Origin of the sequence: Fulvimarina manganoxydans, assembly GCF_900176465.1 — a bacterium.
Lineage (GTDB): Bacteria > Pseudomonadota > Alphaproteobacteria > Rhizobiales > Rhizobiaceae > Fulvimarina > Fulvimarina manganoxydans.
The window spans coordinates 191,990-215,138 of sequence record NZ_FWXR01000005.1 but is presented as its reverse complement, the minus strand read 5'-3'; the positions used below and the strand labels follow the sequence as shown (position 1 = coordinate 215,138).

Sequence of the window (23,149 nt, the reverse complement as noted above, 5' to 3'; positions counted from 1 at the left end):
AATCCCGCATCGTTTGTCGTGGCCGTTTCCCTCCTGCGCTGAAATCGGCTAGGTCGCTTCCGCGAGGATGGGGAGCGGCGATGGCAGGCGTTTATCTCGGCGTCGATGTGGGGACGGGCAGCGCCCGGGCCGGCCTCTTCGATGCGAGGGGCACGCTTTTGTCGAGTGCGCGCCGACCCATCCGGCTCTGGCGCGAGGATGGCGCCTTTGCCGAGCATTCCTCCGAGGATATCTGGCAGGCGATCTGCGAAAGCGTCCGCGAGGCTCTGCAAATGGCCTCCATACCTCCGGAGGCGGTCAAGGGTCTCGGCTTCGACGCGACCTGCTCGCTGGTCGTCATCGATCCGGCGGGAGGGGCTTTGACGGTGAGCCCGTCGGGGGCGCCGGAGCGCAACGTCATCTGCTGGATGGATCATCGCGCGCTCACCGAAACGGCCGAGATCAATGCCACCGGCCACGCGGTCCTCGACTATGTTGGCGGGGCGATCTCCCCGGAAATGCAGGCGCCGAAGCTTCTCTGGCTGAAGCGCCATCGGCCGGAGACCTTCGCCAAAGCCGGCCATTTCTTCGATCTCGCCGATTATCTCTCCTACCGCGCGACCGGCAGCCTTGCCCGCTCGCTCTGCACGCTGACCTGCAAATGGACCTATCTCGCCCATGAAGGGCGCTTCGATCCCGATTTCTTTCGAACGATCGGGCTCGAAGAGCTTGCCGCCGAGGATTTTCGGCGGATCGGCACCGAGGTCGTCGATATCGCGACGCCGCTTGCCGATGGCCTGACCGAGACGGCGGCGGTCGATCTCGGCCTCCTGGCGGGAACGCCCGTCGGCGCTTCGCTGATCGATGCCCATGCCGGCGGGGTCGGGACGCTGGGCGGCAAAAGCGAGAGGGGCGGGGCCCTCGATCCGACCGGCGAACTCGCCTTCATCATGGGCACCTCCTCCTGCACCATGACGCTGACCCGCGAGCCGGTCTTCGTGCCGGGCGTCTGGGGACCCTATTACAGCGCCATGATCCCCGGCTATTGGCTCCTCGAAGGAGGCCAGTCGGCCTATGGCGCCGCCCTCGATCATCTGGTCGCCCTGCATCCGGCCCGGGCCGAGGCCGAGCGCCTCGCAGCATCCCGATCCCTGCCGCTGCTCGATTTCCTGGAAGCGCAAGCCTTGCATATGGCGGGCTCGCTGGAGGCCGCCGCCCGTCTCGGCGCCAAGCTCGACATCCTGCCGGAATTTCTCGGCAATCGCTCGCCCCATGGCGATCCGGCATCGACCGCGCTTCTGTGCGGCCTCACCCTGGATGCAAGCGTCGACAGCCTCGTCCGCCTCTTCGTCGCCGGCCTCTGCGGCCTGTCATACGGCACAAGGCAGATCGTCGAAGCCAATCGGGAGAAGGGCATTTGCGTCGAAACGCTCGTCGTCTCGGGCGGGGCATCGCGCTCGGCGCTTTTGCGCCGGATTCTCGCCGATGCCACCGGCTGCCGGGTCGCCCTGCCGAAGACGCCAGAGCCGGTCCTCCTCGGCAGCGCGATGCTCGGTGCCGTTGCCGGTGGCGCCTATCGCGATCTCGCCTCGGCCGCTGCCTCCATGTGCCGGACGGCGGAGGCGATCGAGCCCGCCATCGGGGAGGCGGCCTATCATGAGGCGAAATACGCGGCCTATCAGGTGCTCCAGGCCGCCGAACGCGAGGTCCGCCGCCTGACCGCCACGCTTACCGGCTGACGGCACGAAGCGGCCGAGCGCCCGGAGCCGGAGCCTCCGGGGAGGCTTACAGAAATCCAGCCTTCTTCAATTCGCGGGTGACGGCGTTTTCCGAGCGGTCGCTGTCGCCATAGCCGAGATCGAAGGCCTCGACCTTTTCGGCGTCGAGGTCCTGGCCGGCGCGCCATTGCAGCTTGCGTTGATGCTCTTCGCCGGTCAGCCGGCCGATGATCGTTCCGTTGATCCGCACGATCGTGTCCGGACCGTCTTTCTCGAATGTCACTGTCTTCATCGGGCTCGTCCCTTCTGTTCGATGGGATCATTTCGCTAATTCGAAAACCGGCGGCGAGGTTCCCGGTGGGGCGCTGTTCAGCCGGGCATCGATCCTCTATGAGACCTTCGACGCAAGATGCGCATCCATCAAGCTGGAGGGCTTCATCCCATGACCGCGATCATCGACATCATTGGACGCGAAATTCTCGACAGCCGGGGCAACCCCACCGTCGAGGTCGACGTGATTCTAGAGGACGGCTCCATGGGCCGCGCCGCCGTTCCTTCGGGCGCCTCGACCGGCGCCTATGAGGCGGTCGAGCTGCGCGACGGCGACGAGCGCTATATGGGCAAGGGCGTCCTCAAGGCGGTCGATGCGGTCAACAATGAGATCGCCGAGGAGATCATCGGCATGGAGGCCGAGGATCAGCTGATGATCGACGCCTCGCTCTCCGATCTCGACGGGACCGACAATAAGAGCCGGATCGGCGCCAATGCCATTCTCGGCGTCTCGCTCGCCATCGCCAAGGCGGCGGCCGAGGCCTCGGGCCTGCCGCTCTATCGCTATGTGGGCGGCCCCTCGGCCCATGTCCTGCCCGTTCCGATGATGAACATCATCAATGGCGGCGCCCATGCGGACAATCCGATCGATTTTCAGGAATTCATGATCATGCCGGTCGGCGCGGAGAGCTTCTCGGAAGCGCTGCGCTGGGGCGCCGAGACCTTCCACACCCTGAAGAAGATGCTGAAAGAGGCTGGCCACAACACCAATGTGGGTGACGAGGGCGGTTTTGCCCCCAATCTCGGCTCGGCCAAGGAAGCGCTCGACTTCGTCGTCAAGGCGATCGAGAAGGCTGGCTACCGTCCGGGCGACGACATCTATATCGCCCTCGATCCGGCCTCGACCGAGTTCTTCAAGGACGGCGTCTATGATCTCGCCGGCGAAGGGCGCAAGCTCTCGCCGAACGACATGGCGGCCTATTATGGCGAGCTCGCTTCTGCCTATCCGATCATCTCGATCGAGGACGGCATGGCCGAGGACGACTGGGAGGGCTGGAAGACCCTGACCGACCAGATCGGCGGCAAGGTGCAGCTCGTCGGCGACGATCTCTTCGTGACGAATTCCGAGCGTCTGCGGGAGGGTATCAAGAAGGGCGTTGCCAATTCGATCCTCGTCAAGGTCAATCAGATCGGCTCGCTCTCCGAGACGCTCGATGCGGTCAATGTGGCTCATCGCGCCGGCTATACGGCGGTCATGTCCCACCGTTCGGGCGAAACCGAGGATTCCACCATCGCCGATCTCGCCGTCGCGACCAATTGCGGGCAGATCAAGACCGGCTCGCTCGCCCGCTCCGACCGGCTCGCCAAATACAACCAGCTCCTGCGCATCGAGGAAGAACTGGGCAGCCAGGCCGTTTATGCCGGCACGTCGATCCTGCGCGGCTGAATAATCTGATGCAGACGGCCTCCGGTCTCGGCCGGTGGCCGTAGGTCTATGTCGCGTGACGATTGTGCGTTTGAGCGGTTCTTCTATGCGTTCCGCATTCCTGAACCGGCCGGGGCCTTGGCGCCTCGGCCGGTACTGTTTTGCCGCGAACCGTCAGTTCCCTCTCTCGTCGAGCTCGTCGGCGACCTGCCCATAGCTGATCAGAGCAAAGAGCGCCGCGCCGCCAAGGACATTGCCAATGAGTGCGGGAATGTGAAAGCCGAAGACGGCTTGGGCGAGCGTCATTTCTCCGGCAAAGACCAGGGCAAAAGCTTCGACCGAGCCCGCCACCACATGGGCGAGATGAAACAGCGCGATCAGATAGGTCAGGAGCGCGATCACCGCGAAGCTCGATTTATCGGCCGACGGCAGGAGCCAGACCACCGTCGCCATCAGCCAGCCAGCCGCTACGCCTCTCAACAGCATGAAATGAAAGTCGGGCTCCATCGCCTTTCGCGACACTTCGAGCGCGGCCGCTGTGATGTCCGGTGTGTTGAGGACATCCGAGGCGATGCCATATCCGAAGATCGCCGTTCCCACCATGTTGGCGAAGAAGACGATCGCCCAGAGCCGGGCAATGGCGATGAAGCCGCGTAACTTCGTGCGGGCGAGAACCGGCAGGACGGCCGTCAATGTGATTTCCGTGAACAGCTGCTGACGGCCGAGAATGACGATGAGAAAGCCCACCGCATAGCCCCAGCATTCCACAAGCGGACGCCACGGGGCATCCGGCAGATAGGCGCGCAGGGCGGCTTGCGTCCAGACCGAGAAGCCGATCGAAAGGCCGGCCGCGAGGCCCGACCACAGAAGGCTGCGATTGGGCCGGGTGAGCTCGTCTTCGCCTTCCTGGCGTACGATCTCATAGACCGCGAGCGGCCTCAGCTTCATGCGATGGTCGACTTCTTCGAGTTCACTCCGGGTGAGCGTCGAGCCTTCATGCTCGATGCGATGCTCGGTCACATTGCTGGCGTGGAGCCGTTGATTGCCTTTGGCTTCGCCTTTCCGCGCGTCGCCGCTGTTCTCGCTGTTCATAAACCTGCCACTGTCGAGAGGAGACGGGCAACCGGAGAACTAAGAGCCAGCCAACCCGCTGTTAGAGGCAAACTGGGTCAGACGTGAGAGGTTTCAAAAGATCGCGGTCATAATGACGCGCCGCACAAAAGAGCTTCGCTTCAGCGGGGCCGGCGATCGGACCGTTTCAGGCTTTCCTCGTCGTCGAAGAGGATCCGCACCGCCGCCCCGTCGAGATCGTCATACTGGCCACTCTTGAGGCTCCAGAGAAAGGCGCCGAGGCCGAGGGCCCCGAGCCCGAGCGCGATGGGAATTAGAAACAGAAGAAGGCTCATCCGAAAACCTCGGGGGCAAGGAAGGCGGGCGTCGCCGGTTCCTGCTTCTTCGATCGGAAAGAGGGCCGGCGGGCGAGGCGAAGGCTGTTGGCGACGACGAGGATCGAAGAGGCGGACATGGCGATGGCAGCGATGAGCGGTGTCACGATGCCCGCCATGGCGAGCGGTACGGCGACGCAATTATAGGCGATGGCGAGGCCGAAATTCTGGGTGACGAGCCGCTCGGCCTTGCGGGCGACCTCGATCGTCTCAGGGATCGCGGAGAGATCGTTCTGTGTCAGCACGAAATCGGCGGCGAGCCGCCCGACGTCGCAGGCCGAAGCCGGCGCCATGGAGACGTCGCCGGCGGCTAGGCTCGGCGCATCGTTGAGCCCGTCCCCGACCATCAGAACGCGTTCACCGGCCTCTTGGAGGGCGCGGATGCGGCCGATCTTGTCTGAAGGAGCCCGCCGGGCCTTGGCCGGCAGGCCGAGGCGCGTGGCCAGGCGATAAACCGGCCGTTCGGCGTCGCCCGACAGAAGCTCGGCCGAAAGCGAAAGCTTGCCAAGCGCCTGGACGATCGCCTCGGCTCCGGGGCGCAGGGTCTCGGTCAAGGTGACATGAGCGATCGGATGGCCCTCTATGGCGAAGGCGACGCCTTCCAGGGTGGCCGCGCTGCGCGGATCGACATCGGCGATCTCGCCCACCCAGTCGGGCCGTCCGAGCCGCAGGCGCCGGCCCATGCCTCCGATCGTGCCTTCCATGCCGCAGCCAGGCTCTTCGCGAAGGGCCTCGATCGCGGCGCCTGACCGTCCGGCATAATGGGCCGCGACGGCGCGGGCGGCCGGATGGGTCGAGGCGGCGGCGAGGGAAAGGGCGAGCGGGACGTCTTTATCCGAGATCGTCGTTGCATCAACGCGCGGCGTGCCCGTGGTCAGCGTTCCCGTCTTGTCGAAGACGGCGTGAGAGATTTTCGCGAGGCGTTCGAGGCCCGAACCGTCCTTCATCATCACCCCGCCTTCGAACAGCCGGCCGGCAGCGACCACATGGACCACGGGCACTGCGAGGCCGAGGGCGCAGGGGCAGGTGATGATCAGGACCGAAATCGCGGCATAGACGGCCGCATACCAGTCACCGGTGATAACGACCCAACCGAGAAAGGTGACGAGCGACAGGAGATGGACGGCCGGCGCATAGATGCGGGCCATGCGGTCGGCGATGCGCACATAGCGACCGCGACCGACCTCCGCCGCCTCCATCATCCGCTGCGTCTCGGCGAGGAACGAGGTCCCGGCATCGCTCGTCGCCTCCACCTCGATCGGTGCGGACAGATTGAGAACGCCCGCTTCGAGCCGCGTGCCGAGCGCGGCCAGCATGGGCGCGCTCTCACCGGTGACCAGTGAGCGGTCGATCATGGCCTCGCCGCTCAGAACCCTGGCATCCACCGCAAGCCGGTCGCCGGCGGCCAGGCGCAGCCGCATGCCGGGCTGGATCTCGTCGAGCGGACGATAGCGGATCCTGCCATCGGCCTCGACGACATTGGCCCCTTTGGAGACGAGCCTTGCCAAAGCGGTGACGGCGCTGCGCGCGCGCTCGCGCATCGCCTCGTCGAGAAAGCGACCGATGAGCAGGAAGAAGGTGAGGGTGAGGGCGGCGTCGAAATAGGCGGTCTCGCCGCCCGACAGACTCTCGTAAAGGCTCATGGCAAGGGCGAGCAGGATCGCAAGGGCGATCGGCACGTCCATGTTCAGTCGCCCGGCGCTCAAGGCTTTAAGGGCCGAGCGGAAGAAGACCCGGCCCGAATAGCCGACCGCCGGCAAAGCAATCAGGGCCGAGACGAGATGGAAGAAGTCGCGCGTCGCAGCATCCGCGCCGGACCAGACCGAGACCGAGAGCAGCATGACATTGGCGCTGGCAAAGCCGGCGACGGCGAGCGCCTTGAGGAGTTCGCGCGAGCGCTGGCCCTTGGCGAGGTCGTCGAGATCGCCGAGATCGACTGGCGTTGCCGGATAGCCGAGCCGGTCGAGGGTCTCGAGAAGGACGATCGGTTCCTCGAAGTCGGGGCTGGTGGTGATCGTCACGCGCTTCAGCGTGAGATTGACCCGGACATTCTCGATGCCGGACAGTTTTGCGAGCTGGTCTTCGATAGCGACGATGCACTGGCCGCAATGGATCGATGGGGCCGACAGAACGAATTCCGTTCCCCCATCGGGAAGTTCGCGCCCGGCATGGCGGAGCTCTTCGGCCCGCCGCAGCCTGTCGGGATCGCCGACGGCCTCGACGCAGGCTCCGGCGAGATCGCCCCCGCAGCAGCTCATTGGACCGCCTCCGCCTCAGCCTCGGTGACGATGAAGCGCAGACCGCGCTCCATCATCTCGCCATTGGCGGTCCTCACCAGGACATCAGCCTTCCAAAGACCAGCCCCGAGCTTTAGCGCGGAACGCGCGGTGCCGTCGCCGGTGAGTGAGAAGGTGAGATCGCGATCCTCCATCGCCGTCACCGGGCGACCGACACGCCCCTCGATCGAGCCGATCGCCAGGGGCTTGCCGCTGCGGGCGAGATGAATGGTCAAGGTCTCGTTCGCGTAAGTCGCATGAAGCGAATAGCCGAGGCCGGCGAGGCGTTCCCGCTCGGCGACATCGTCGTTGAAGTGCTGGCTCGCCACATAGCTGTTTTCGACGACGAGACCGGTCCAACTCTCCATAGCTTGGCGCGCCATATAGAGGTTGACGCTAATGATCGTGCCGAAAAAGACCAGCATGACGGCGAGCATATGCATGCCGGTGAAGGACTTGCGGGCAAGGAGCGTATCGAGAAGCGTGGTCATGTTGAGGGCGCTCTTCATCTGATTTTCACCGTCCTTCCGGGGCTTCGAACACGGCGTCGTAACGGTCGGCCTCGTCGGACCCGACGTCCTTGGCGAGGAAGTCGAAGCCGGTCTTGCCGTCTTCCACCTTATCGCCCGGCTGGGAGACAAAGACCTTGATCTGGCGCAAAAGATCGGGCTCGACCGGCACGTCGAGCGAGCGGACATTGTCGAGGCCGAGATCGGGGACATGCATGGTCGCGCCGGGCAGTCCTTGGAGCGACAGCGTGATTTCGCGCGGTTCGGGCACCATGTTGAGGAGCTTGACCGTGTAGCCGTTGCGGATCGAGCCGTCCTTTAGCGTCACATAGACCGGGTTGCGGTCGTGCTGGACATTGAGTTGCAGCCGCTCGCGCAAGGTGAGCGCGGTGACGAGACCAAGACCGATGGCGGCCCAGGCGGCAAAATAGATCAGCGTGCGTGGCCGGAAGATGATCCGCCAGTCGAAGTGCTTCAGGCCGGGCAGGAACCGCCCGCTCTGATCGCGAACGCGGGCGGGCTCGATCCGACCTGTCTCCGGGTTGGTCGCCGCTTCCATATTGTCGTGATAATCGCGGAAGGTGGCATAGGCGATCAGACCGCGCTCGCGGCCGATCTTATCCATCACGCCGTCGCAGGCATCGATGCAGAGGGCGCATGTGATGCAGCCGAGCTGCTGGCCCTCGCGGATATCGATGCCCATCGGGCAGACGGCGACACAGGCATTGCAGTCGATGCAGTCGCCGACCGGCTCGCCGGCCGCGATCGCCTTCTTCTGGTGCTTGGAGCGCGGCTCGCCCCGCCAGTCATTATAGGTGACGGTGAGCGAATCCTCGTCCAGCATCGCCGCCTGGATGCGCGGCCAGGGGCACATATAGATGCAGACCTGTTCGCGCATGAGGCCGCCGAGGCTATAGGTGGTGAAGGCGAGGACCGCGATCGTGCCATAGGCGACGAAGGGTGCATCCCCCGTGACGACGTCCCTCAGAAGCGTCGGCGCATCGGCGAAATAGAAGATCCAGGCGCCGCCAGTGGCGACCGCGATGAGAAGCCAGATAGCGTGTTTCGTCACGCGCTTGGCGAGCTTGCCCGCATCCATCGGCGCCTTGTCGAGGCGCATGCGGGCGTTGCGATCGCCTTCCACCGCGCGCTCGACCCAAAGAAAGAGGTCGGTCCAGACGGTCTGCGGGCAGGTATAGCCGCACCAGGCACGACCGACGACGGAGGTGATGAGGAACAGGCCGATGCCTGCCATGACCAGAAGCCCGGCGACGTAATAGAATTCCTGAGGCCATATCTCGATGAAGAAGAAATAGAAGCGCCGATTGGCGAGATCGACGAGCACCGCCTGATCCGGCGCATAAGGCCCGCGATCCCAGCGTAGCCAGGGAGTGACGTAATAGATCCCCAAGGTGATCGCCATGATGATCCATTTGAGCCGGCGAAACCGGCCCTCGGCGCGCTTGGGGTGGATCTTCTCGCGCTTGGCATAAAGCGGCGCGCTCGATCCGACCTTGTGGGTCGCCGTATCGGCAAAGGTCTGGACCTCGTCCTCTCCCGGCAAAGACTCGTTCGGATGGGTGTCCATGATGGCAGCGGCTTCTTCGTCTCGGTCGCGAGGTAGGCCCCCGCGAGGATCGCGTTTCAGCTTGCGTCATGGACGAGATGGAAGGCGAGCGCCTTGATCAGGATCAAGGGGTGGGCTGGACGTCAGGCGGCAAGACAAAGCCTTGGACCGCGATGGCGAATTTGGGTTATTGCATCGCGCGCTCAGGTGATCGAAGCCCTCTTAACCATGGAGTGCGCTTCTTTCGCTGAAGAGTGCGTTCCGGCCATCATCCGCATCGACCGGTAGGCGCTGGGACCATATACTCTCGCCGATTGGCGGAGATATTTTCATGATTTCTGGTATTGTCGCGGTTCTACGCCCGGCCTGCGTCGCTGCCACGATAGCGATCGCAACGATGGTCATCGCTTCCGTCTGGGGGTGGAGATGGGTGGACTGGCCAACCTTCTGGAGCCTCGCCTTCTCTTATGTCGCTCTGATGCTCGCCGGTACGGCGATCTGTTTCATCGACAAGTCCAGTCGCTCTGGGCCCGACAGATGAGATCGTGGTGGGATATCGAAGGGAGGGTATGGTGCCTCAAGACGCCCGTCCCTCGATCGTCTTCCCTTCCATCGCGCCGCGATAGGCGGCGGGTGTGCCGCCGGTCTGGGCCTTGAAGACGCGCGTCAGGTAGCTGGCGCTGGAGAAGCCGCAGGCCGCCGCGATCTCGGCGATCGGGGTCGTCGTCCGCAGGAGGTCTTTTGCCCGCTCGATCCGCCGCTGGGCGATCCACACATTGGGCGGAACGCCGCGCGAGAGCCGGAACATGCGATGGCAGTGAAATTCCGAGAGGTCGGTGAGGCGCGCGAGGTCTGACAGCCGGATGGGCTGGTCCAGATGGGCCTCGATCCACTCATCCAGGCGGCGAAGGAGAAAGGACGGCAGGCCGCCGCGCAGCTGGACGGGGGATGGGCGAAACCCGGCAACAAGATCGGCCACCGCACCATCGGCCCCGATGAGATCCGCCGACACCGCCGCTTCGGCCAGGCGTGCGAGCGGGTCGGCAAGGTTCGGCGCCAGGACGAAGGTGACCTCGGGCAGATCGAGGCAGCGGGCGTCCCTGTCGTGAATGCGCGAGAAGGCTCCCTTCAGCCCACCGTCGCTCAGATAGAGATGGACGAAGCGGAACGGGGCGGTGATCTCCCATTCTGAATTGCGGCCCTCGGGCATGATGCAGACCGTTCCGGCGCGGCCGCATTCCCGCCCCCGGTCCACCCGGCGCGTTCCATCTCCGCCAGTCAGATAGAGGCTGAAGGCATGGTGGGCCGGCGCCTCATAGCGCACCCGGTCGTTCCGATTTTCCCAGATCGCGACGGAGCGGCCGTCGCCGAGATTGAGCGCGGCGAGCGTGCGGGCGGAGGGCGAAGCCTCCAGGGAATGGCGAACCGTCGAAACCATGGCCTCAACCATAGCCGACCCGAAACCGGCGCGGAACGTCAGCCATTCGAGAATAGCGCAAGATCGTGCAAGGGCGGCATCCCTCTACGGCTTATGGGCGAGCGTCCTTGAAAGGAACCGCCATGCAGACCGCCATCCTCTTCGTCTCGACCGTCCTCATCTGGGGCACCACCTGGATCGGCATCGCCGCGGAGGTCGGCGAGGCGCCCGTGTTTGTCTCGATCTTCTATCGTTTCGCCCTGTCCGGCGTGGTCATGGTGGCCGGGCTCGCCCTTCTGGGCCGCTTGAAGCGGCCCTCGCACTGGCGTTTCGTCGTCCTTCAGGCGCTCTGCCTGTTCTCGTTCAATTTCATTGGCCTCTACAATGCGACCGCGTCGATCCCCTCGGGTCTCGTCTCCGTCGTCTTTTCGCTGGCCTCGATCTTCAACGCGGTGAATGCGCGGCTGTTCTTCGGCGATCGGATCAATCCGCAGACCTTGCTTGCCGGTGCGCTCGGCGTCTGCGGCCTGACGCTGCTTTTCTGGCACGATCTTGCCGTCGGCTTCGATCCGCAAACGCTGGTTGGCCTCGTCTGGGCGGTCATGGGAACGATCTTCTTCTCGTTCGGCAATATGGCCTCCCGCAAGAATTCGGCCCTCGGCATCACCCCGGTCGTCGCAAACAGCTGGGGCATGGGCATCGGCGCGGCCGTCGTCCTGATCCTGATCGCCTTGCGGGGCGAGACGCTGGCCGTTCCCGCAAGCGTCAGCTACTGGACGGCGCTCGTCTATCTGGCGGTCATCGGCTCGGTGGTCGGCTTCACCACCTATCTCATGCTCGTCGCGCGGATCGGCTCGGCCCGCGCAGGCTATGCGACGGTCCTCTTTCCGATCGTCGCACTGACCCTTTCGACCCTTTTCGAGGGCTACGAATGGACCGCGAGCGCCTTTGCGGGGGTCTTTCTGGCGGGTCTCGGCAATATCGTGATGTTCGCGCGCCGCTGAAGACGGAAGCGGTGCCGCGTGGCGCATCCAACGCTATCGCGGCGAGCGCGATGAGCCTGCCTAACGCGGACATCTGGTCCCACTGTGTCAAATGAATGCGTAAAAGGTTTTGACGCAGTCATTGATACCGGTCGTCATCCTCGGCCCCTCAGGGCCGGGGACCTATGCCTCGAACGTTGCTCACATCCGCAGACGATAGCGGTCTCTTTCGTGAAATTCCTCAGCCGGAATGCCCCTCTGACGGTGACGGCATGGTCCCCGCTCTCTTCCCGAGAGCAAGGATGGCGAAGCGTCGGGAGAATTGCACTCACCTTCAGACTCTGCAGGCCCGATAACGATTTAGGAACAGACGCCGTGTGACCCCAAAGCTCTGCAACTTTTCGGGTCACATCATGCTCTGGCCGCCGCAGGCGGAGCATCGCTCCGATCACCCCGCCGGCCACTCCCCCTCATCGAAGGTGATCGGCGCGTCGATCGAGCAGATGAGGCCGGTCGTCTGGTAGTCGAGGACGATATTGCCGCCGAATTCGGCTGAGAGCGATTGCTGGATGAGCCTCGATCCGAAACCCTTGCGGGTCGGCGCGACGACGGGCGGGCCGCCGATCTCGCGCCATTGCAGCCTCAGGCAGCGTGTCCCGGCTTGCGTGTCGACGCTCCAGACAATGGCGACCCGGCCGTCGTCATTGGAGAGAGCTCCGTATTTCGCCGCGTTTGTCGCCAGTTCGTGCAAGGCGAGCGACAAGGAGAGCGACTGGCGGGCCGTCAGCATGACCTTCGGCCCGGACCAGCCCATGCGCTCGCCCTTGGCCGGACGGTGGGTCAGAAGCGATTGCTCGACGATGTCCGCGATGGGGGCCGCCGTCCAGCTCGTCTCGGTGAGGATGTCATGGGCTTTGGCAAGGGCCGAGACCCGGGCGGAAAAGGCGGCCAGCCCCTCCTCGACGCTCGGTGCCCGTCGCAGCGTCTGATTGGCGATCGCCGTGACCATGGCGAGGGTGTTCTTGACCCGATGCTGCAATTCGCGGGTCAGGAGCTGCTGGCGACCCTCGGCGAGCTTTTCCTCCGTGACGTCGCGAACTGCGCCGACAAAGCGCACCGTCTCGCCATTCTCGACGATGGTCTGACCGCTGGCATGGACATGGCGGAGCGCCCCGTCCTCGATCCCGATGGTGCGATAGGTGACGTCGTAATCGCCTGACGAATCGGGATCGATCGCCTGCGCGACCGCCTCTTCCACCCGGGCGCGATCCTCCGGATGGAGCCCGGGCAGGAAGACCTCCTCATAGGAGATCGGCTCGCCCGGCGAGACCCCGAACATGGCGCGGCATCGATCGTCCCAGATGAGGACGCCGGTTCTCAGATCATAGTCGAAGGTGCCGATCTCCGCCGCTTCCTGGGCCAGGCGTAGGCGCGTCTCGGTCTCCTTCAGCGCGATCTCGGCCCGGCGCCGGCGCGTATAGGTCCAGGAGCGCGCCAGGATCTCGCGGATGAAGGCGATGTCCTCGTCGGACCAACGCCTGATGCGCGACGAATGGACATAGAAAATGAGCCTCGGCTCGCCGCCTTCGACGACGGCGATATTGACGAGGGAGCGCACCGAGAGCGCCGCCCATTCATCGGCGGCATCGGCCGTTTCGCTCGCCTCGAAGACGTCTTCCACGACGAGAAGACCCTTGCGCAGGGCGGGCAGGAAGTGCTCGCCGAAAAGGCCGATCTCATATCGGCCGCGCAAAGGCGCCGTTCCCTCTTCGCACCATTCGTTGACCACTGTTGCATAACGGCCGCTTCGATCGATCGTCGCATAGCCGACACGCGAGACCCCGAGCGTCTCGCCGAGGATCGACAGAGCGAGACGGGAATAGTCGGTCGTCCCCGATTCGCGCATCATGTCGTCGCCGAGCTTCAAAAGCGCGGCCTGGCGGCGATTGCGCTCCTTCTCGGCGGTGATGTCGACGATGGCGCCAGGAAAGCGCTGGGGGCGGCCGGTGGCGTCGTGGAAGCAGCGGCCTCTGGCGAAGATCCAGCGGATCTGCCCATGGGCGGGCGCGCTGCGAAACTCCTCGGCGAAGATGTCGGCGCTCGCAACAGCCGCCTCGAGCTTGGCGCCGACGCGGGCCCGATCTTCGGGATGAATGCCGTCGAGAAAGGCGGCGACGGACACCCCCTGCCGGGCAGTCGCCTCGCCAATGCCGAAGATCGCTGCAAAGCGCTGATCGGCAAAGAGGATATCGGCCGGCACGTCCCAATCGAAGGTGCCGACGATGGCCGAGGCGTCGAGCGCCAAGCGCAATCGTTCGCGGCTGGCGTCGAGTTCCTTGCGCTCCAGGACCTCCTGGGTGCGGTCGCGCAGGATCTTGAGAAAGCCGGCCGGCTGCTCGTCGTCGTCGAGCAGCGGCATCATCTCGCCGCTGGCGAAGAAGCGCGACCCGTTGGCCCGTAGATGCCAGCGCTCGTCGCGTGCCTTTCCTTCCGTGAGCGACAGGCGCATCTCGCGCTCATGAATGCCGTTCGCCACATCCTCGCGCGTGAAGATCGTCTTGATCGGGCGGCCGATCATCTGCTCGGCGCTCCAGCCGAGCGTCGCCTCGGCGGCCTCGTTCCAGGTGGTCACGGTGCCGTCGAGATCGGTGGCGATGATGGCGTAGTCGACGGCGCTCTCGACGATCAGCCGATAGCGGGCCTCCGAGCGATGAAGCGCGCGGCGCAGATTGGCGATTTCGCGATCATGATTCGCGATCTCAGCTCGTCTGTCTTCCGCATCCTGAAGACGGGAGAGACGAAGGCGCAGATCCTCGTTTTCGCGTCGAAGAGCGGCAAGCCGCTCCTCAGCCGTGAGATTGAATATCTCGGATTCGCTCATCCGTCAGTCCGTAAAAGCGCCTTTTCGAGGCGGTGACGTCAGTCTGAACGATACGCGTTGCGGCCCGCCTTAGATAGTCGATCCCTTCGGTCGCCGCCGGTAAAGTGGAAAACCTGCCGCCATCTCAAAGCTTTGAATTCCCGGCGATGCGAAAGAGGCACAGGGTGGCGTGCCCGCAAGACCTACGACGGATCAGGCGGCAACCGCAAAGCCATCGCTGGAGAAGCGGCGGTGGCCCATCTCGCCGATCCGCGCACCGGTGCCAACGATGCGCCCGCAAGCGCCGGCGATCGCGCCATGGCTCAGTTCGAGGGCGAGAAGCCGCCGGGGCTCGAAGGGGCCGGGCATGGCGAGCCCACCCGTCTCACAGGCCGAAAAGCCGAAGCGCTCATAATATTCGGGATCGCCGACGAGAAGGATCGCGCCATGGCCGAGCCGGCTCGCCGCGTCGATCGCATGGCGCATCAAGGCGCCGCCAAGCCCGAGGCCCTGGGCCTCCGGCGAAACGGCGAGGGGCCCGAGAAGAAGCGCCAGGACGGGCTTGCCGTCCTTCGTGCCGGCCGCGACATGCCAGAGGCGAAGCGTGCCGAGAAGCTCGCCCGAAACCGAGACGGCGGAAAAGGCGAGACCTTCAGCCGGCCGCCGGCCGCGCCGGATCGCTTCGGAGGATTTGCGCTTGCGGCTCTTACCCATGGCGCGGTCGAGAAGCGCTTCACGCGCGCCGACATGCTCTGCCGTTTCGGCTTGGATCGAGAAAGCGGCAAGAGCCGGCACGATGGCCTGGCTTAGGACATCGGACGTGATTTGGGAGGCGAGGAGACCGGTGTCGGACATGACGGACCACCTTTCGACTATCGAGGCGGTTGCGGAAAATGCGCAAGGAGCCGTCATCGGGCGGCATGGCGCGCGGGGTCAGAACCCGGCGCACCATGGGCGCCGGATCAGTCGTTCAGGCTTCGTCGTCGAAGAGAAGCGGCCGGGATCATCCTCGGTCTCAAAGTCAGGCGCCCCTTTTAGATCACGTAGGAGGCGAGCGGCTCGAAGCCATTGAAGGCGACCGCCGAATAGGTGGTCGTGTAGGCGCCCGTGCCCTCGATCAGCACTTCATCGCCGATGGTGAGGGCCAAAGGCAGCGGATAGGGTGTCTTCTCATAAAGAACATCCGCCGAATCGCAGGTCGGGCCGGCCAGCACGCAAGGGGCGACGGCGCCGCCGTCATGGGCGGTGCGGATCGGATAGCGGATCGCCTCGTCCATCGTTTCGGCGAGACCGCCGAACTTGCCAATGTCGAGATAGACCCAGCGGTTCTCGTCGGCGTCCGACTTCTTGGAGACGAGAACGACCTCGGCCTTGATGACGCCGGCATCGCCCACCATGCCGCGGCCCGGCTCGATGATCGTCTCCGGCAAGCGGTTGCCGAAATGGGCCTTCAGGCTGTCGAAGATCGCGCGGCCATAGGCTTCCGCGGTCGGGACGTCCTTCAGATAGCGGGTCGGGAAGCCGCCGCCCATATTGACGAGGGTGAGAAGGATACCGCGCTTCTCCAGCGCCTCGAAGACGAAGCGAGCATCGGCGATCGCCGCATCCCAGGCATTGGTGTCGGTCTGCTGGGAGCCCACATGGAAGGAGACGCCGGTGGACTTCAAGCCGAGGTCGCGGGCATGGGTCAGCACGTCGATCGCCATGGCCGGTACGCAGCCGAATTTGCGCGACAGCGGCCATTCGGCGCCCTCGCCATTGGTCAGGACGCGGCAGAAGACGCGGGCGCCGGGGGCGGCGCGGGCGATCTTCTCGACCTCTTCCACGCAGTCGACGGCAAAGAGCGAGACGCCGAGCGCATGGGCGGCGGCGACATCGCGCTCCTTCTTGATCGTGTTGCCATAGGAGATGCGGGCGGGCGTTGCGCCAGCGGCCAGCGCCATCTTGATCTCGGCGACCGAGGCACAGTCGAAATTCGAGCCGAGCGAGGCGAGGAGCTTGAGGATCTCCGGGGCCGGATTGGCCTTCACGGCATAGAAGATCGCCGAATCCGGCAACGCATGCCGGAAGGCGTTGAAGTTTTCTTCGACCACATTGAGGTCGACGACGAGGCAAGGGCCGTCGATACGTCGGTCGGCGAGGAAGTCGATAATGCGCTGAGTGGCCATGTGGCTCTCCCATGAACCGGAATTAAGGTCGACGAGGAGCGCTACGCAAGACGAATCCCTGGGCCCGGACGAGATCCGTCCGTTCCCGCGAGACAGGGCTCGCGCGACGCGATTGGTCCGAAAGCCGGCGACAAAAGGCCAGCGGCGTTCGGCTTATCGGTCTGCCATGGATTGGAGGGCTTGGACCCGCCGCACTTCAGGCAAAGAAGGTGTGCCTCTTCAGTAATCCCGGCTGTGGAGACCGGGAGAGACCGTCAAAGGCCCGGACCGTCGTTGCTTCAAGGCGTCCTCGGAAACGCGCGGCTCGCGAAACCGACTGGGTGTGTTACGTCCAGGTACCGTCCCGGCTACCCTCGCTATCGTGAGGACCGGGGGACGCCCACAGGCACGTGCGACATAGGGCAGTGACGGAAATAGACATCGTGTCCGTCATACGCAAGCCCAAAATTTCAGGAGCGGTCGATTTCCTGCTCCTGCATTGATTTTGCCTCGGTAAGCCGCGAAGGATGGGACATCGCTACGGCGAGCCGAACAGGATGACGCGCCCTTGGACGAGGGGGTTGGGAGCGGAGAAGACGATGCCAGCTGCGAGGGGGCGATGGACACGCTGACGCGCATCCGGGCGTTCATAGCCGTGATCGAGAATGAGGGCTTTTCGGCCGCCGCGCGCAAGACCGGCCGGTCGAAGGCGCTCTTGTCGAAATATGTGCGCGAACTCGAAGACGAGATCGGCGTCCTCCTGATCAACCGCACCACGCGCCAGATCGCCCTGACGGCGGCGGGCGAGGTCTATATGGCGCGGGCGGGCCAGATCCTGTCCGACCTCGAATGTCTGACCGAAAAGGCGCGTGAGGCGACCGGCGAAGTCAAGGGCACGATCCGCGTCACCGCCGCTCGCACCTTCGGCGATGCAGAGCTTGGCCTCTCTCTGGTCGATTTCGCCAAGGCCCATCCAGATATCGGCCTCGACATCAATCTCGACGACGGCTTCGTCGATCTCGTCAATGAGGGCTTCGACGTCGCGATCCGCATGACCCGGCTCGCCGATTCGGCGATGATCGCGCGCCGCCTGGCCTCGCTCGACTTCTCGATCGTCGCGAGCCCCGATCTCTTGAAACGTCTCGGCCGACCGACCCATCCCTCCCAGGTCGCCAATTATCCGGCGATCATCGATTCCAATTCCAGGCTATTTTCCGCCTGGATGTTCCGCGATCCCGAGACCGGCCAGTCCATGCCCGTCAACGTCTCGGGCCAGTTCACGGTCAACAGCCCGATGACCGTGCGCGCCGCGGCGCTCGCCGGGCTCGGCGTCGCCTTGAGCCCGACCTTCGTCGTTCGCAAGGAGATCGAGAATGGCAGCCTCGTGCCAATACTCGAAGACTTCATGTCGAGCGAAGCGGGCATCTATGCCGTCTTCCCCCATCGCCGGCATCTACCGGCGCGGGTGCGCCTTTTCGTCGACTTCATGGCCGACTGGTTCCGCCGCCACGATCTGGGCCTGACCAATGAGGGTTGAGGCGCTTCCGCTCCTCGGCAGGTGAAGGCGCGCCATTCAAGGCTGGTTGGCGCGGCGGCGGTAACCGGCGCTTCACCGGTGGAGCGATAAGCTCGCCGCCATGAGCACTTACCGCCTCCGAATTGCCGCCCTGACGCTGACCGTTCTTGCTGGTCTCGCCCTGCCTGCGGCTCCGGCCCATGCGACGGCGTCGGAAACGCGCATCGATCTGGGCGCCGAGCCGGGCACGATCGTCATCAAAACCGCCGAGCGCAAGCTCTATCTGGTGACCGACACCGATCGCGCCCTCGTCTACGACATCGCCGTCGGCAAGCCGAGCGAGCAGTGGTTCGGCAAGAGCTGGGTGTCGAAAAAGCGCGAAGCGCCCACCTGGACGCCGACCCCCTCCATGCGCGAGAAGAACCCGCGCCTGCCCCAATCGGTGGCGCCGGGGCCGAACAATCCGCTCGGCGAACGGGCGATCAATCTTGGCTGGGGTGCCTACCGGATTCACGGTACCAACAAGCCGCAGTCGATTGGGTCCGCCGCCTCGGCCGGCTGCTTTCGCATGCGCAACGGCGATGTCAAAGACCTCTTCGAGCGCGTCCATGTGGGTGCTGAAGTCCGCGTGCTACGTTAGAATGCCGGCGATCAGTCAGGATCGCCCGGCACACTCTCAATCCTTGATGACGCACAGGCCTTGATGAGGCGCCGGGTTGTCGAGAAACCGGCATTCTCGTCTTCGGCCGGCGCTAAAGCGGTCATTTTCTGCAAGCCTCCCGCAAGGCCTGTCCAAACTTCGGCCATGCTTATGGGCTTCATCCCCCAGCACGATGCTCGCATCCAGGCGTCTGGGCCCCACATTCGGCGCCGTCGATGTCGCGGGCGATGGGGACGAGGGGAGTGTCTGGCTTGCCGATCAGTCGAGAAAGGTCCTGGCTGGGCCGGAAGTGTCGTGGAAGCTTGCGCTCTTGCGCTGCGGCCATGGCAGTCTCTGGCGCGCTGACCATATCCGCGCCCGCTTTGGCCCATCCGCATGTGTTCATCGATGCGCATGTGGAGATCGTCGGCGACGACGCGGCGCATTTCGTGGCGCTGCGCAATGTCTGGCGGTTCGACGAATTGTTTTCGTCCTCGGTCGTGGTCGATTTCGATAGTAATGCCAATGGCACGCTCGATGCGGATGAATTGGAACAGGTTGCCGAGACGATCCGCGGCTCGATCGCCGAATGGGGTTTTTACACCTTCGTGGAGCTTGGCAGCCGGGACGTGAAGCTGAAAGGGCCGGACGTCATCCATGCGCTGTATGAAGATGGCCAGCTGATCCTCTTTTTCGAAATGCCGGTCACCGAGACCGTCGATCTGAAGACCCAAAGCATCAAGGTCTCCAATTTCGACGAGAGCTTCTTCGTCGCCTTCGACTTTCCTGGCGACGACGCCTTTCAGCTGATCGGCCTGCCGAATGCCTGCAGCAAGGCGCTGCATGTGCCGGATGAGGACGAGGCAGCCAAGCAGTGGATGGATCAGATCGCGAATCTGGGACCAGACGAAGAGGTGGGCGACGGGGCCACGGCCTTTGCCGACGTGATGGCGACGCGAATGGAGGTTTCATGCGCGCCGGCAAGCTGACGATCGCTCAAGGATTCTGCCGCCCGACGTCCATTCTTTGCCTTGCCTTCGTTCTGTTGGCGGGGCCGGCTCTCGCAAAGTCCTCTCTGGGCATCGGCACGGCTGATACGATGACGCCCGCCGGCGGATCGGGTCTCTTCGGTCCGCTCTTCACGCAGATCACGCTCTGGCAGCGCGAATTCTTCTCCGCCCTTCGCGAGGCGCTTGTCGGGCTGAAGCGCGAAGAGGGCGCCTTCGCCCTTCTCGTCGGCCTGTCCTTTTCCTATGGCGTCTTTCATGCGGCCGGGCCCGGCCACGGCAAGGCGGTGATCTCGGCCTATATGCTGGCGAGCCGGGCCGAATTGAAGCGCGGCATCTTTCTCTCCTTCGTCTCGTCTCTCGTGCAGGGGACGACGGCGATCCTCGCCGTCGGCGCCGGCTGGTATCTCTTGCGCGGCAGCGGCGTGTCGATGAGCGATGCGACCGATATGCTGGAGATCGCGTCCTATGCGCTCGTCACCCTCTTTGGCCTGGCGCTTCTCGTCCGCGCGTGTGTCGGTCTGAGCCGCGTCGCCGGCCTGCGGCACCGGCTTTCGGCAGCCGGGACGCGGATTTCTCGCATGGTTCGAAAAGGGGCTGGCGGCGGCTCGTCCGGCGCCATGGGCGCTCTCGCCTTTGCCGCGCCCGGCGAGCGATCGGCGGGATATGGTTTTCGGGCCGAGGCGCTGGAACGGGGCGCGACCTGCGAGGCGGATGAGGCCGATTGCGGCTGCGGACGGGCGCATATGCCGGCGCCCGAGGCCGTGTCGCGTCCGCTGACCCTGCGTTCGGGCCTGGCGGCAGTGATGGCGATTGGGCTGCGCCCCTGCGCCGGTGCGGTCGTCGTTCTGACCTTCGCGCTGTTGAACGAGCTCTATCTCGGTGGCCTGCTATCGGTCTTCGCCATGTCGCTCGGCACCGCGATTACGGTCTCGGCGCTGGCCAGCCTGACCGTTCTGGGACGCGGCGCTTTGGAACGCTTTGGCGGACAGGGTCGCGGGCAGCGGCGCTTTTCTCTTTTGTCCCCGCTTCTTCAACTGGCGGGCGCGTTGCTGATGACACTCGTCGGCGTTGGCCTCCTCGGCGCGGCTCTGACGGCGTAAGGCGGATGGGCTCAGCCGAGCTTCGCTTCAAGAAAGGCCGCGGCCTTCTCAGCGCCCATGGCTCTTGCGGCGCCAAGGGCCGTCGAGCCGTCGGGGCCGGGCTTTTGGGGATCGGCGCCGCGCTCGATGAGGAGGTCCAGGATCTCCACCCGGTCGAACATTGCAGCTATGGTCAGCGGTGGCTTGCCGCCCGGTCCGCCATCCTCGACCGGGGCACCGTGATCCAAAAGCAGGCGGGCGATCGCCGTCTCGCCTTTGAAGGCGGCACCGGCGAGCGGCGTCTGGCCGCGATCATTGGCGATCGCCGGATCGGCGCCGGCCTTGAGCAGGCGTTCCGTCAGCGCTTCATGGCCGTGATAGCTCGCCAGCATGAGCAGCGTATCGCCCTTGTCATTGCTGAGATCGGCCGGAAGACCGGCATCGAGAAGGGGGCCGAGCGTGCCCACATCCCCTTCGCGCGCGGCCGCGAAGACCTTGGCGGCGAAAGCGAGCGTCTCTTCGTCGGGTTCGGGGGCGGCATCGGTCACGGCGTCGGTCCTCGTCCTAAGGTGTGCTTCGTCTTCGCCGAGCTATGGTGTCCTCCCCTCTCTGTCGAGGGCGGCATCGACTTATTGAAGCGGCGGAATCTCGCCAAGGGGGATCAGGCCGGCAGAGAGCCGCCCGTCATCGGCGGTCAGGCGAATGACGGTCCGGCCCTTGTCGTCCTTCTTACCGAGATACGGAATGACGGAGGCGATCTGGCGGGCCGTGTCCGCGAGCTCGGGAATAGCGTTCGAGACGCTCTGAGCGACCTCGTCGGGCTTTGAAAGGGCGAGGTCGAAGGCGCCCGAAAGACGACCATCCTCGGAAAAGGCGAAGTCGCCCATAAGTTCGGCGCCGCCATTTTGGCCGTCCACGCCAGTCGCCTGCGCGCTGCCGTCACTCAAATTGATCGAGACGCTGCGCAGTGTTCCGCTCCGCCCGGCAAAGAGCTCGCGGGCGCTCTGGCCGGCCGCCCCGCCCGAGAGCCAATCCGCCGCGCCGTCGATGGTGACGTCGGCAAAGATGTCGAAGGGCGGCAGCTCCGCGCCGGTGCCCCGCGAAAGATGGCCCCCTGTCGTGCGAAAGGCGAGATCGAGATCGCTCTCGCGGCGGCGCCCATGAACCTCGCCCGAGACTGCCTCGAAGAAGGGTTTGCGAGAGGCGGCGGGGGCGACGGTTGCAAAGGACGGCCGATCCACATGGACCGAGAAGCGATCGAGCCCTTCGCTCCAGGCGCTGACGCTTGCCTGGAAGAGGTCCCAGCGCAGATCGAGCGGCGGTGCGCCGGCCGCATCGATGATGACCGGGCCGTCGAGTTCGGTCACAAGCCGGTTCGGCCGATAGAGCTGGGCGGCGCTGCGGAAAGCGCCGCCATTCATGCGAAATTCTTCGGCCGGTGCGTCCACAGTCACCGCCTCGCAGGTCAGGCCGATACGGAAGGGATAACCGGTGACGTCCCGGTTCGGACAGCCGATGGCAACGCCCGAGCGCGCGGCGCGCTCGATGGCGAGCCCCGCCTGCTGGTCGATCCAGTTTGCGGCATAGAGCCAGGCGCCGGTGAGAAGGGTGAAGAGAAGAAGGACGACCGCGACGATCCACAGATAGGCGCGGCGGATACGGCGGGGCTCCGAGGTTGACGCGGACAAGCGACTATCCTTTGAGAGAGGGTGTACGAGTTCGATGCGGGAGCTGAGACAAGGCAATGGACGAAAGTCAGGACTTCTGGGTGTTCGGCTACGGCTCCCTCATCTGGAATCCAGGCTTCGACCATCTTGAAGCGGCGAAAGCGAGGCTGTCCGGCTATCATCGAGCATTGTGCGTGCATTCCCATGTGCATCGGGGCACGCCGGAGCGTCCAGGCCTTGTCTTCGGGCTCGATCGGGGTGGCTCCTGCGTCGGCATGGCGTTTCGAGTGTCGGGGGACAAGCGCTGCGAGGTGCTCGATTATTTGAGGGCCCGTGAGCTTGTCACCCATGTCTATCGCGAGATGACCCTGTCGATCCGACTTCTTGACGGGCGGGCCGTCCACGCCGTCACTTATGTGGTGGATCGTGGCCATAGCCAATATGCCGGCCGGCCGAGCGTCCAGGACGCGGCCCGTATCGTGATGGGCGCCCATGGCCGCTCGGGCCCCAATGTCGACTACGTCGCCAATGCTTTGGCCGAGATCCATCGCATGGGCCTCAGCGATCGCTGGCTGGAAGCGGTGATCGCCCATATGCGCGCCTGATCCATCTAAGACCTGCAGACACCGCGATCATTGAT

Annotated in this window: 20 protein-coding genes; 8 read left to right on the top strand and 12 right to left on the bottom strand. The window is 64.7% G+C overall.

Going from position 1 to position 23,149, the window contains the following annotated elements; genetic code table 11:
- Window positions 1–80: 80 nt before the first annotated feature.
- Complete coding sequence (locus B9A15_RS08555; protein ID WP_084409615.1) at window positions 81–1,718, top strand: FGGY-family carbohydrate kinase; 1,638 nt, start codon at window positions 81–83, stop codon at window positions 1,716–1,718.
- Between the two features lie 46 nt (window positions 1,719–1,764).
- Here B9A15_RS08555 and B9A15_RS08550 read toward each other — a convergent pair whose 3' ends face one another.
- Complete coding sequence (locus B9A15_RS08550) at window positions 1,765–1,989, bottom strand: hypothetical protein (protein ID WP_084409614.1); 225 nt, start codon at window positions 1,987–1,989, stop codon at window positions 1,765–1,767.
- 150 nt (window positions 1,990–2,139) lie between these two features.
- Between B9A15_RS08550 and eno the strand changes: the two genes are divergently transcribed.
- A complete protein-coding gene (gene eno, locus B9A15_RS08545; protein ID WP_084409666.1) occupies window positions 2,140–3,414 on the top strand; it encodes a phosphopyruvate hydratase in 1,275 nt (424 codons plus the stop codon).
- Window positions 3,415–3,567: 153 nt separating this feature from the next.
- Here the strand turns inward: eno and B9A15_RS08540 are convergent, their stop codons facing one another.
- The 6 genes from B9A15_RS08540 to B9A15_RS08515 all read right to left on the bottom strand — a co-directional run bounded on the left by B9A15_RS08540 (window position 3,568) and on the right by B9A15_RS08515 (window position 10,628).
- Entirely contained in the window at window positions 3,568–4,485 is a 918-nt protein-coding gene (locus B9A15_RS08540; protein WP_084409613.1) for a formate/nitrite transporter family protein, read from the bottom strand.
- Window positions 4,486–4,625: 140 nt separating this feature from the next.
- Entirely contained in the window at window positions 4,626–4,799 is a 174-nt protein-coding gene (gene ccoS, locus B9A15_RS08535) for a cbb3-type cytochrome oxidase assembly protein CcoS (RefSeq protein ID WP_084409612.1), read from the bottom strand.
- Window positions 4,796–7,096: a heavy metal translocating P-type ATPase gene (locus B9A15_RS08530; protein ID WP_084409611.1), complete on the bottom strand. Its 2,301-nt coding sequence runs from the start codon at window positions 7,094–7,096 to the stop codon at window positions 4,796–4,798. The genes ccoS and B9A15_RS08530 overlap by 4 nt, the downstream gene beginning before the upstream one ends.
- Window positions 7,093–7,623 carry a FixH family protein gene (locus B9A15_RS08525; RefSeq protein WP_139798279.1) on the bottom strand — a complete coding sequence of 177 codons (531 nt, stop codon included), beginning with the start codon at window positions 7,621–7,623 and terminating at the stop codon, window positions 7,093–7,095. The genes B9A15_RS08530 and B9A15_RS08525 overlap by 4 nt, the downstream gene beginning before the upstream one ends.
- Before the next feature lie 7 nt (window positions 7,624–7,630).
- Window positions 7,631–9,211, bottom strand: coding sequence for a cytochrome c oxidase accessory protein CcoG (gene ccoG / locus B9A15_RS08520; RefSeq protein WP_084409610.1), 1,581 nt, complete (start codon window positions 9,209–9,211; stop codon window positions 7,631–7,633).
- Between the two features lie 556 nt (window positions 9,212–9,767).
- Window positions 9,768–10,628 carry a helix-turn-helix domain-containing protein gene (locus B9A15_RS08515; RefSeq protein ID WP_244556853.1) on the bottom strand — a complete coding sequence of 287 codons (861 nt, stop codon included), beginning with the start codon at window positions 10,626–10,628 and terminating at the stop codon, window positions 9,768–9,770.
- 122 nt (window positions 10,629–10,750) lie between these two features.
- On the opposite strand from B9A15_RS08515, the gene B9A15_RS08510 reads away from it, so the two are divergent.
- Complete coding sequence (locus B9A15_RS08510; protein WP_084409608.1) at window positions 10,751–11,611, top strand: DMT family transporter; 861 nt, start codon at window positions 10,751–10,753, stop codon at window positions 11,609–11,611.
- Between the two features lie 427 nt (window positions 11,612–12,038).
- On the opposite strand, the gene B9A15_RS08505 is transcribed toward B9A15_RS08510, so the two are convergent.
- The 3 genes from B9A15_RS08505 to odc2 form a co-directional block, all read right to left on the bottom strand.
- Window positions 12,039–14,471: a PAS domain S-box protein gene (locus tag B9A15_RS08505; protein WP_084409607.1), complete on the bottom strand. Its 2,433-nt coding sequence runs from the start codon at window positions 14,469–14,471 to the stop codon at window positions 12,039–12,041.
- 192 nt (window positions 14,472–14,663) lie between these two features.
- Window positions 14,664–15,305, bottom strand: a complete 642-nt coding sequence (locus tag B9A15_RS08500) for a GNAT family N-acetyltransferase (RefSeq protein WP_084409606.1) — start codon at window positions 15,303–15,305, stop codon at window positions 14,664–14,666.
- A 179-nt stretch (window positions 15,306–15,484) separates the two neighbouring features.
- Window positions 15,485–16,618 (bottom strand): ornithine/lysine decarboxylase, encoded by a 1,134-nt coding sequence (gene odc2 / locus B9A15_RS08495; protein WP_084409605.1) that lies wholly within the window; start codon window positions 16,616–16,618, stop codon window positions 15,485–15,487.
- Between the two features lie 598 nt (window positions 16,619–17,216).
- Between odc2 and B9A15_RS08490 the strand changes: the two genes are divergently transcribed.
- The 4 genes from B9A15_RS08490 to B9A15_RS08475 all read left to right on the top strand — a co-directional run bounded on the left by B9A15_RS08490 (window position 17,217) and on the right by B9A15_RS08475 (window position 20,863).
- Window positions 17,217–18,134, top strand: coding sequence for a LysR family transcriptional regulator (locus tag B9A15_RS08490; protein WP_084409604.1), 918 nt, complete (start codon window positions 17,217–17,219; stop codon window positions 18,132–18,134).
- Window positions 18,135–18,234: 100 nt separating this feature from the next.
- A complete protein-coding gene (locus B9A15_RS08485) occupies window positions 18,235–18,753 on the top strand; it encodes a L,D-transpeptidase (protein ID WP_084409603.1) in 519 nt (172 codons plus the stop codon).
- A 344-nt stretch (window positions 18,754–19,097) separates the two neighbouring features.
- A complete protein-coding gene (locus B9A15_RS08480; protein ID WP_139798278.1) occupies window positions 19,098–19,742 on the top strand; it encodes a DUF1007 family protein in 645 nt (214 codons plus the stop codon).
- Window positions 19,724–20,863 carry a nickel/cobalt transporter gene (locus B9A15_RS08475; protein WP_084409602.1) on the top strand — a complete coding sequence of 380 codons (1,140 nt, stop codon included), beginning with the start codon at window positions 19,724–19,726 and terminating at the stop codon, window positions 20,861–20,863. The genes B9A15_RS08480 and B9A15_RS08475 overlap by 19 nt, the downstream gene beginning before the upstream one ends.
- 11 nt (window positions 20,864–20,874) lie before the next feature.
- Here B9A15_RS08475 and B9A15_RS08470 read toward each other — a convergent pair whose 3' ends face one another.
- Complete coding sequence (locus B9A15_RS08470; protein ID WP_084409601.1) at window positions 20,875–21,390, bottom strand: ankyrin repeat domain-containing protein; 516 nt, start codon at window positions 21,388–21,390, stop codon at window positions 20,875–20,877.
- An 81-nt stretch (window positions 21,391–21,471) separates the two neighbouring features.
- Complete coding sequence (locus B9A15_RS08465; RefSeq protein WP_170923211.1) at window positions 21,472–22,530, bottom strand: DUF2125 domain-containing protein; 1,059 nt, start codon at window positions 22,528–22,530, stop codon at window positions 21,472–21,474.
- 56 nt (window positions 22,531–22,586) lie between these two features.
- Between B9A15_RS08465 and B9A15_RS08460 the strand changes: the two genes are divergently transcribed.
- Window positions 22,587–23,114 (top strand): gamma-glutamylcyclotransferase, encoded by a 528-nt coding sequence (locus B9A15_RS08460; protein ID WP_084409599.1) that lies wholly within the window; start codon window positions 22,587–22,589, stop codon window positions 23,112–23,114.
- Window positions 23,115–23,149 lie beyond the last annotated feature (35 nt).